Annotated in this window: 9 protein-coding genes; 4 read left to right on the top strand and 5 right to left on the bottom strand. The window is 48.2% G+C overall.

The window, feature by feature from the left end; translation table 11 throughout:
* Together K9W43_13940 and K9W43_13935 are read left to right on the top strand one after the other, a co-directional pair.
* On the top strand, positions 1 to 233 hold a 233-nt coding region (locus K9W43_13940; GenBank protein MCF2138329.1), incomplete at its 5' end, for a hypothetical protein.
* A 4-nt stretch (positions 234 to 237) separates the two neighbouring features.
* Positions 238 to 1,197, top strand: a complete 960-nt coding sequence (locus K9W43_13935) for a hypothetical protein (GenBank protein ID MCF2138328.1) — start codon at positions 238 to 240, stop codon at positions 1,195 to 1,197.
* A gap of 108 nt (positions 1,198 to 1,305) precedes the next feature.
* Here K9W43_13935 and K9W43_13930 read toward each other — a convergent pair whose 3' ends face one another.
* Positions 1,306 to 2,397, bottom strand: a complete 1,092-nt coding sequence (locus tag K9W43_13930) for a hypothetical protein (GenBank protein MCF2138327.1) — start codon at positions 2,395 to 2,397, stop codon at positions 1,306 to 1,308.
* Between the two features lie 137 nt (positions 2,398 to 2,534).
* Here K9W43_13930 and K9W43_13925 point away from each other — a divergent pair, with 137 nt between their 5' ends.
* Entirely contained in the window at positions 2,535 to 3,068 is a 534-nt protein-coding gene (locus K9W43_13925; protein MCF2138326.1) for a hypothetical protein, read from the top strand.
* 1 nt (position 3,069) lies between these two features.
* Here the strand turns inward: K9W43_13925 and K9W43_13920 are convergent, their stop codons facing one another.
* Positions 3,070 to 4,275, bottom strand: a complete 1,206-nt coding sequence (locus tag K9W43_13920; GenBank protein MCF2138325.1) for a hypothetical protein — start codon at positions 4,273 to 4,275, stop codon at positions 3,070 to 3,072.
* 114 nt (positions 4,276 to 4,389) lie between these two features.
* Positions 4,390 to 5,775 (bottom strand): hypothetical protein, encoded by a 1,386-nt coding sequence (locus K9W43_13915; GenBank protein MCF2138324.1) that lies wholly within the window; start codon positions 5,773 to 5,775, stop codon positions 4,390 to 4,392.
* 219 nt (positions 5,776 to 5,994) lie between these two features.
* On the opposite strand from K9W43_13915, the gene K9W43_13910 reads away from it, so the two are divergent.
* Positions 5,995 to 7,245, top strand: coding sequence for a hypothetical protein (locus K9W43_13910; GenBank protein ID MCF2138323.1), 1,251 nt, complete (start codon positions 5,995 to 5,997; stop codon positions 7,243 to 7,245).
* Between the two features lies 1 nt (position 7,246).
* Here K9W43_13910 and K9W43_13905 read toward each other — a convergent pair whose 3' ends face one another.
* The gene (locus tag K9W43_13905) at positions 7,247 to 7,987 is read right to left on the bottom strand and encodes a hypothetical protein (protein ID MCF2138322.1); all 741 of its coding nucleotides are present in this window, start codon (positions 7,985 to 7,987) and stop codon (positions 7,247 to 7,249) included.
* Positions 7,988 to 8,105: 118 nt separating this feature from the next.
* Entirely contained in the window at positions 8,106 to 9,374 is a 1,269-nt protein-coding gene (locus K9W43_13900; GenBank protein MCF2138321.1) for a hydroxymethylglutaryl-CoA reductase, degradative, read from the bottom strand.
* Between the last annotated feature and the right edge of the window lie 128 nt (positions 9,375 to 9,502).

Raw genomic sequence — 9,502 nt, 5'->3', positions numbered from 1 at the left:
AGGTTGTTCTTGGAGAGATTCCTATCACCAAGGGCCAGAGAATTATGTGGACCCTGATCGGTCTCATCGGTATCATTGTCGGTGGGGTCGGTGGCGAACTGGCTTACCTCGGGAGTCTGATTGATTCAACCAGCCGGATCATTGGTGGTGCTGTCGCTGCAATCATTGGTGTGATTATGGCGTTCTTTGGTTTCAGAGTGCTGCTTATGACGCAGCGGGAGAAGCGAGGGTGATATCATGGTGAGATGTGCGTTTTGTGATGCTGATTTCGAGGCGGGTCCAGGGGACGTTCTTCTGGTCTGTCCTTATTGTGGTACTGCTCAGACAACGGCCGGTAAAAAGTTCAAAGATCATTACATGATCCGAGTCCACTTCCCGCAGTCAGAGGCGCAGAGGACCTTGCTTGATTGGTGTTCCAAACAACTCGGTGCTCCACATGATCTCCCCGTTGCAGCCAAGTTCGTCAAGGCCAAACTGGTCTTCTACCCGTTCTGGATCAGTCGTGTCGATGCAGATACCAGCTACAAGGGTATGGGCAAAGATGCTAACTTTTACGACGAGTGGCCACAATACCGCGGTGCATACAAGCGGATTGACTTCTACTGGAAACCCGAATCCGGACGATTCGAGAGGCGTTACGAACTCAGTGTGCCCGGTATAGAGAACATTGATGAGGATATCAAGAACTTTCCAATTCCTACACGTGCGAAGGAATACTTCAGTCATGCACATGCGGAGGAGTTTGATGGGAAGGTCCTACATAGCCAAGTAGGTGAAGATGAGGCGCGGGAGATAGCAAAGAACCTGGCCTTCGAGAAACAGACCGCATTGATAATGGATGAGGTTGACAAGATCGACGAGCGCAATGACGACATTGATGTTGGCGAGACCTATCTGATCCATGTTCCTGTCTGGGAGCTTGAGTATCGGTATGGTAGTCGCACGTACAAGGCTTCGGTCTCAGCAGCCACAGGCTATGTGATCGAGAGCAAGTATCCGCGTTCTCTTGCGTTTCGTGGAATGGCAGTTGGTGGTGGTCTTATCTTCCTTCTGCTTGGTGTTGGTCTCTTGTATCTTGCCTTTAAGCTCTCAATACTGGTCGGAGGCGGAATGGTCTCCGGTGGTATCTTATCGGTCTTGGGCTTGATGTTTCTCTACAAGGGCGTATCACGCAAAGAGGCTAAGGAGAAGATCTAAGGGCCTTTTGCCCTCTCTCCTTTTTTCTTTTTTTATCAACAGCACATGTCGGACGGATGTCGGACGTATGTCGCCTCTTGGTAAGTCGTTTTTTATTTTAATATGACTTCAATTCTTGGCCAGCCGCTTCAATAAAGGTGTGTGTTCGTCCCATAGTCTTAGATTTGGTCGGAGAATCGTCTGAAGGATTGCCAGTACGTTATCTACAGAGTCGAGCAGTGCAGGTTGTGCCTGCATCGCTTGTGCGACCCCAAATCGTGTAAGCCAAGGTTCGAGGTCATTATTGTTTGGTTCTACATTCGAGTGCAAAATAATGACATGCGATGACTGTTGCTCTTCTCGCATTGTTCGATAGGCTGCGAAGCGAGCATGATCCGCAAGGACCGAGAGTTTCGGAGGGTTTGCTATAGATTTCGAGTCTTCGAGATCTGCGAGAATCTGAAATCCTGTAGTGGTCTTTTCTGCCCTGATATAATCAACTCTGGCCTCTCCGGGTCTGGTAATGATGATAAATGAGTCGCCATAGTAATTTGCTATATGAATTCGATAACCCTCAGAGATCGGTTGTTCTCTCAGACCTGCAATGGCCCGCTCAATATATGCGTCAATGATCACCTTGTATGCACTACGAGTCTGCACGAGCCGTCTCTTATCAAGGCGCCCCAGCATCCCAAGCGACATGAGCCTTACGACCTGATCAAGAGAGTAATCATAGTCTAGCAGTTGCCATGCCCCCTCTGAGGCCGGGATGTCTTTCTCGCAGATCTTTTGTGCAACATGACTGATCTCCGGTTCTGAGAGGATTTCAATATCCTGAACAATGACATTAGGTCCTGCGGGAAGAATGCCCGCCAATGGTCGAAGACGGCGTGGAGGAAGAGATGGTGTCTCCACGCCAAGCGCAAGAGGTGTGACGGATAATGCAATTGTTCTAAGAGTGTCAAGAGTCTCCCGAGGGAACATGTCGCGAGCGTCGATAGGGACCAAAAATCTGTAGAGTCGCTCGCGCATGTGTCTGATCGCATCTCTACTGAATCCCTTCCATGCTCGAGGATGGTCGTAGATTGAGATATGTTGGGAGGGGTGGGTACTGGCGAGAACGCCAACGAACATGGTGGGATATTTTGCGGGTTCAACGGTGATACCGGGAGGAGTAAATACGGTGAGAGATCGTGTGCCAAGAGTAGGTTCAAGTTGCACTTGGGTGTGCGCTGATCTGCTCGTGAGCACAATTCATTCCTCGGGAGAATCTTCTGTGCGCAAGTTTCACTCGGACTTCTAAGGTACTTGTCTCGTCCGCTTGTTCGTCCGATGGGACATACTTGGAGGGGGGAGAGGTGGCCAAAAGTAATCTCTTCTATAGCCTACCAACACTCTTAAGATACCCATACCATGCAATTAGCAGGGCGAGCAAATTGGTAGACGTAAAATCACAGGTTGAAGAGTATCTCTATCTGCTGAATTTGAAGTTTCAGTGGAATGAAGAGGCTGGTGTCTTTGAGCTTATCTTTACCGAACGTAAGGATGGTCAGCCAGTCACCGATGAGTCTGCTGAAGATGACACTCACTTCCGGTATGCTGTCTATGTCAGGCCTGGTCAGCGATGGGTACAGGTCTATGCAGATGTCTATCCTCTTGACAAGATCCCAGAGGACAAGAAACAGGCAGTCCTCCTCGATCTTCTTGGTGCGAACCGTCGATATGCAGAGGTCTGTTTTGATTTCGAGCAAGAACGTGGATATATCGGGACCTCTCAGGAGATGCTGTCACAGGGTCTAAACTTTGATGGGTTCCGTGAAGAGTTCATTGCTGTTCCTTGGGCTGTTAAGAAGTTCTGGTCTGAGATTGCAAAAGTACACGGCTTGGAGTGATCTATGCCTTTGACAGCCTCTCTCTTATTTTATTTTTCAACTGCTCAAAGAGTCCTAGTGGGTCCTCCACGTCAGTAAATCCTCCAGTGAACACATCCCTGCTGCCTCCGCCTCTACCACCTAGATTCTGAACTATTGGGCCTATGATCTCCTTGGCCTCCTGTCCCAGCTCATTAACGGCAAAGATGAAGTTTGATTTTCTGTCTGGTGTGAATAGAAGCACTGCCATCTTTCCTTTGAATGGTATCTTCTTCAAGATTCGCCGAAGATCCCCTGATTCAAATCCGGGTAACAGTTCGGCTACGAAGAGTAGGTCTTCTATGGTTTCGCCACCAAGTCGGGATGTGATCAGTTCTTCCATCTTCTCGACGAGCATATCTCTCTCGATCAAGACGTGCTTGCTACGATCCAAGACCGCTCCTATCTGTTCCATCTCAAAGGGGTAGGTCTCTCTTCTCGACAGGACTTCATTATAGACCTTGGTGACTTCTTCGATCGCACGCTCGCCCGTCATGAACTCTACCCTGACGCGATCGTCAGCGAACTTGCAATTGACGACTTTGAATAATTTTATGTCCCCAGTTGACAGCACATGAACTCCTGAACATGCCGAGCTGTCATAGTCACCAAATGAGACGATTCTGACCTCTCCGTGCTTTTTTGTGACGCCCTCGCGTGCCCTTACGGTCTCATCAAGTTCGTTCGCCGGAACGATCCGCGTGTCCAAAGGTACGTCCTCTGCAATGATTCGCTGGACCTCGCGTTCTGCTGCAAAGACCTCCTCCAGTGTGATCTCACTACCGTGAACATCGACAGTACCGTGTTCTCCATCTATCCAGATATATCCAAGTTCGGCGTCCTTGTGAATACGTTTCATCTGGCTCACGAAGAGATGCTCCGCACTATGGTTTCTCATCGATGCTCTTCGCCATGCCATATCCACCTGAAGTGTTGCTGCTCCTTTCTCAACAGGTGCCTTACATACGAGGATGAGATTGCCGTCCTGTTCACGAGTGTCAAAGAACTCGATGGTCTTCTTCTTTTGTACAAGTGATCCACGGTCTCCAGCTTGACCACCCCCTTCGGGTCGCACAACCGGATCATCAATGACCACCTCGTATCCTTCTTCTCCCTTGACACACGATACAATTGTCACGTCAAACGTGTCTACGAGCGGATCTGTCCAGTAGATGAACGATTTAGGCATGGGGTCTCCTCCAAATAACTTCCGATATTTCTTATGCTTTTGTCAACTTTGCATATGTTCCCGAAATTTCTTGTTGACGGGATCTTTGGTGGTTGCCATGTATTCTTGATTGGTTCATACACCATTAGTCACACTCAGCAACCACACCATTCCGAATAAGATGAATAATGATCCTATCAGAATGCTCAGGTCAAACCTGGCCGAGATTATCTTGACCAATCTTGTATGCAATTTCGCAGACTCTTCGGAAAAGAGGCCAGTCCTCTTGAGCGCCATGGCCATCTTCTCTCGCATTTCACTATTATATCGCCATTCTATGAGCCATGACCATGTGAAAATCACTGCCGCAATGATACTGGTGATCACCATGGCGTCTTGAGATATGCTATATTTCATTATTGCGCCTGCTAGGGCCATAGAGATGACGAACATGAAATTGAATATTGGTCTGCTCCTCTGTGATAGAATTTCATCGGAATCGGGTTGAATGCTATCTGCTACGAGTCTGGCAATGCCAAAGCGTTTTGCCGCCTCTTCGGAGATGTCTGATGCTTTGATCATTAATGTTCTCTTGTTGACATAAAAATAAATCTCGCGGCATTGTGGATACTTGATATCTCTATATCTCACATTGATCGAATCAAACTCGTCATATGCTGAATATAGGCCTTCTCTGAGTTCCAGCTTGTCGATCACTTCATTGAACGCTCTCTCAAGATATTCTGACGTGTGATAACGGGCCCCTCTCTTTGCGTCATCTCTTCTTTTTCCAAAGCAGAGATCTGTGCGCGAGCAAAGCAATGCGGTAGGAATCCATAGAAAAACTCCCAAGACGCTGAGTGCCAGCGGTACTCCAAATACGATGTCATAACTGGCATCTGAATAAGAGATTGTATTGTTCAAAACAGTTAAAATAAATATTGCCCAAGAGATTGGCATCATAAATGTAATTACTAATATTATTTGATCCATCTTCAAATCATGTGCATCATACTCGGTCAGGCAGGAGAGGTGTCGCATATCAATAGCAAGTTTTCTTTTTAGCCGCATATGCTTAATTGGGCCAATATATATTATTATTTGCATGAGCAAAGTTGTTACGAGCACTGCCCACGTGATCATCTCGGTTTGTATGCTCTGGTTCATCTGAGCGATAATGGCCACTATCGCAAGTACGCCCCCCAGCAAAAAAGAATTGATGATGATAAACAGTCTACCATGATTTACTAAAAACCATGAAATCAACGACCATCTCTGTCTAAGGATAAGTTGTCCTACCAGTTTCTTTAACTCGTATTCTGCGAAGGCCTCTACATGGAGTACTCCTTCATCTAGACTGATCTGAGGCCTTGACTGGATGTCAGATGTTCGGACAAATTCTATCACACTTGGTGGTGTTTGCTTTGCTTCTTGAAAAATTTCGGTGATGATCGCCCTTGCGCGAACCTCGTCAAGACGCTCCTCAGCCCAGCCATTTTGTGAGACCATATTTTCTCCCATATTGTAAGTTCTCCCACATCGAGTTCCACTATGCGTCTTGAGTAATTGCCTGTATTTCCTAATAGATGTTATGAAAATATTTTTTATGAACCGCACGCCTTCTTGGAGAGCACAGTGTATTAATCAGTGAACTCATGTTGATGCCGAGATTCACGCTAGCCGAAACCGATAAAATGAACGGGCGTTGTTATTCCTCTGTGTCAGTTGAGGTCTGTTATCATGTTCAAGTTTTTCAAGAGAGATCCACTGGAACGAGCGAAGAAGCATGTGGACAAAGCGCTCGAAGAGTTAGAAGAGGGCTATCCCGACTATGCCAGTGACGAGTTTGAGAAGGCCTCTCTGTTATTTCTAGAGGCAAATCATGTTGATTTTGCTATCAAGTATTATCGTGAAGCAGCCTATGCTGCACTTGAGAATAATGATCATACTCGTACCGCGGAGATGAAGATCGCTGCGGCCGACCTTCTTCTCGCAGATGGAGTCTTTGCAGAGGGTGGAGGTCTCTATGCCGAGGCCTCTGACCACCTTCATCGTGATAAGAAGTATAGAAATGCCAATGATGCATTGAGCAGCGCTGTCATCTGCTACCTTGCCGCTCGTGCCTTTGATACTGCAATCAATCTCTTCAAGAAGGCCGATAAGCGAAGTTCTACGTCCAGCGGTTCTCGTGGTAATCTCTTCAATCTTGCTTCACTGTGTGTCAAGGTCCTCTGTGAGGGCGATGATGTTCAGGAGGCGCGACTGAATAAAGTCTTGGGCGGTGTCAAGACCAGTGACGCTCTCTCTGATGTGATCAATTTTGTGGTTTCGTCCGTAAAAATCGCAATGCAGACGGATGTTGTTGTTGATTGGGCAGGTCCGCCCATTGAGTCGGTTCCCGCCAAGACCCCTATTGAACTTGAACTCCATTACACTTGTCCCGTTTCTGTGAAGGTCGTTGATTATCGTCTGCCATTGTCCAATAGTCTGACCTTCATCCGTGAGCCCGAGATCGGCCATGAACCTTCTACCACAGGCTCTTGGCTCATTGTGCTCAATCCGGTCTTGAGTGGCGATGGCGTTGTTGGCCCGTTCCGCATGACCCTTGAGGGCGAACAGGTCCTTGTCAACAAACATAGCAATCGTCTTGAGTTTCGGATCGATCCAGCCCCTGCCCAGCTAGAGATCGATATGACTCCCCGGCGCATTGACTGTTCACTTGGTGATGAGGTCGTCATCGACATTGCTCTAAAAAACACTGGTGACGGACCGGCCAATAACATTCACGTGGATATTGACCTCTCCGATAATCTTGACCTCTCGATTGGAGGACGCGATAAGATCATTCAGTTTATTGGCGCTGGTGAGACCATGCGCTTTCAAGTGTATGTCCGTGGTGAGGTCTTGGGGGAGGGTATTGTCACAGTGAAAGTCACGAGTGGGAAAGATGTTTCGGAACTCGTGGAATCGGGAATGGTGAACGTGATCTAGTTCACTTCTTCCGTTTTGCCCTTTCGCGTTCAGTGACTATGTTCAGGCATGCATTCATGACTTCCTGAATTGTCCGTTCCTCTGTGAAGTGCTGAACGATCTCTTCGGCCTCATCTGTGTCACGGTTGGCGAGGGCTTCACTGAAGTTCAGAAGCGATACAAGCCAGTCCCATGATGTCTTGCCAATTATGCGTTTGGCCTTTTCAATGAGTTCTTTGGCCTTATCATCGCTCTCAATAGTGGAGAACCCCATGGCAGCCAGAGAGAGATTGATGATTGCACGTTCGGCCTTCCCCTCTTCAAGAGATAGTTCTGCTGCCTTCTCGTACAGATTGCCCATGTTCTCTGCGGTCGTGAGGAAATATTCTGAGTTGCCCAATTTGTGGCACGCAAAGGCAGCCCAGAGATACGATTTCGCAGCGGTCTCTGTCATATCCGCTTTGAGAGCCTGTTCAGCAGCGGTCTCAAAGAGTGTGAGTGCTGTGTCATATTCGTTGAGCTGGCGATACTGATTTGCAGCCTCAAAATATGACATTGCCGCGGCTTGATGGTTGTTCTCTTCAAGTATCGCTTCAGCATGAATGTGATAGTTCTCAGCAGCTTTTCGGGTCATCTCAATGACGCGTTCGAGATAGCATTGAGCCGCCTGTACGTACTGATTTGCAGCCTGAAAGTACTTCTCGCTCTCTGCGAACTCGCCTGCGACCCTCTCCCATTGTTGGCATTCGTTTTCAGTTTCCATTTTTCGAGACCTCTTCCTGCTCTTGGCCCGCGTGGTCCTTAATCAAATGAAACTTGTGTTGCGTATTTGCTCAAATACATTATGGCTACGAATAGTTGACCATTTTTCGAACAATCGCTCACTTTTTCGACGATATTTCTGAGAGGATCTCTTTTGCCCGTTCCATATTGATCTTTTTCTCACGTACCATCTGTTCAGCAACTATGTCGATGAGGTCTCCCTTTGCTCCTGCTGTTGCCGCCACGTTACGAGCATGAAGTGCCATGTGCCCCTTCTGGATACCCTCAGCGGCCAGAGCACGAAGTGCAGCCAAGTTCTGAGCGAGACCGACACTTGCTACGATATGACCAAGCTCGGTGGCAGTCTTGACACCTAAGATCTTCACACATGCGCGAGCGACAGGATGAACTTTTGTGGCACCACCGATGAGACCTACGGCCATTGGGATCTCGATGCTGCCAACCAGATTCCCGTTGGAATCTTTCTCGTACTTGGTCAGTGAGCCATATCCGTCAACGGATGCGTAACTGTGAGCACCTGCCTCGATGGCTCTGAAGTCGTTACCTGTGGCGATGACGACTGCATCTATGCCGTTCATGATCCCTTTGTTGTGGGTGGCGCATCTGTAGGGGTCAGCCTCTGCAAAGGCCCATGCCGCAACAATTCCATCAACCACATCTTCTCCGCCGAGTAGTTCTTTGTCAAAGGTCGCTCTTACCCTGACCAGTCGCAGATCGGCAAGATTGGAGAGGATTCGTAAATACACTCGACCTCCCGTAATTCTCTCGATTGTCGGAGCAACAGCCTCGGCCATCGTGTTTACAGCGTTCGCTCCCATTGCATCACGAGTATCAACTACGAGTTCTGTGATGACCATCGGGCCGATCGCGGTATCGATGATTCTGACAATGAGGTCTCGTGCGCCTCCTCCGAACTTGACCAGAATTGGGTCTTGCTCGTTGGCGAGTTTTAGGATCTCTTCTTTCGCTTCAATGATCTTCATCTTTGCTTCAAATGGAGTGGGAACATTGATTGCTTGGATCTGTGCTCTCATGACCGGTCCCGTGTCCGTGGCGAAAAATCCACCATGTGGTCGGGCCATGCGTGCGGCATTGCTGGCTGCTGCAACCACTGAGGGTTCCTCGATTGCCATGGGAATGAGATAGTCCTTCTCGTTGATCCGGAAGTTTGTGGCGATGCCAAGCGGCAAGGTCATCGAACCGATCACATTCTCGATCATGTGGTCGAGGATATCCATGTCCATGTCACCTGGGTTGATGAGCTCTTTGAGGTCCTCATCACCAAGTCCTGTGAGTTCCTGAATCTTCTTAACTCGCTCTTCTCTAGAGAGCTTGTAAAAGCCAGAGATCCTTGAGTCGTTGACCATACTTGTCACTCTCGGGCCAGAGGTCGTCTTCTAGTTAATAAGACTGATGGCATGGCAGTCCTCTATCAAAATTAACAGAGAGTTATATCTTTAAGCCTCTCTCAAACAAGCCAGTGGTGTGAACAGGA

Source organism: Candidatus Thorarchaeota archaeon (genome assembly GCA_021498125.1).
Classification (GTDB): domain Archaea; phylum Asgardarchaeota; class Thorarchaeia; order Thorarchaeales; family Thorarchaeaceae; genus B65-G9.
The sequence above is the reverse complement of the archived record's forward strand: the minus strand, read 5'-3'. Positions and strand labels throughout refer to the sequence as shown.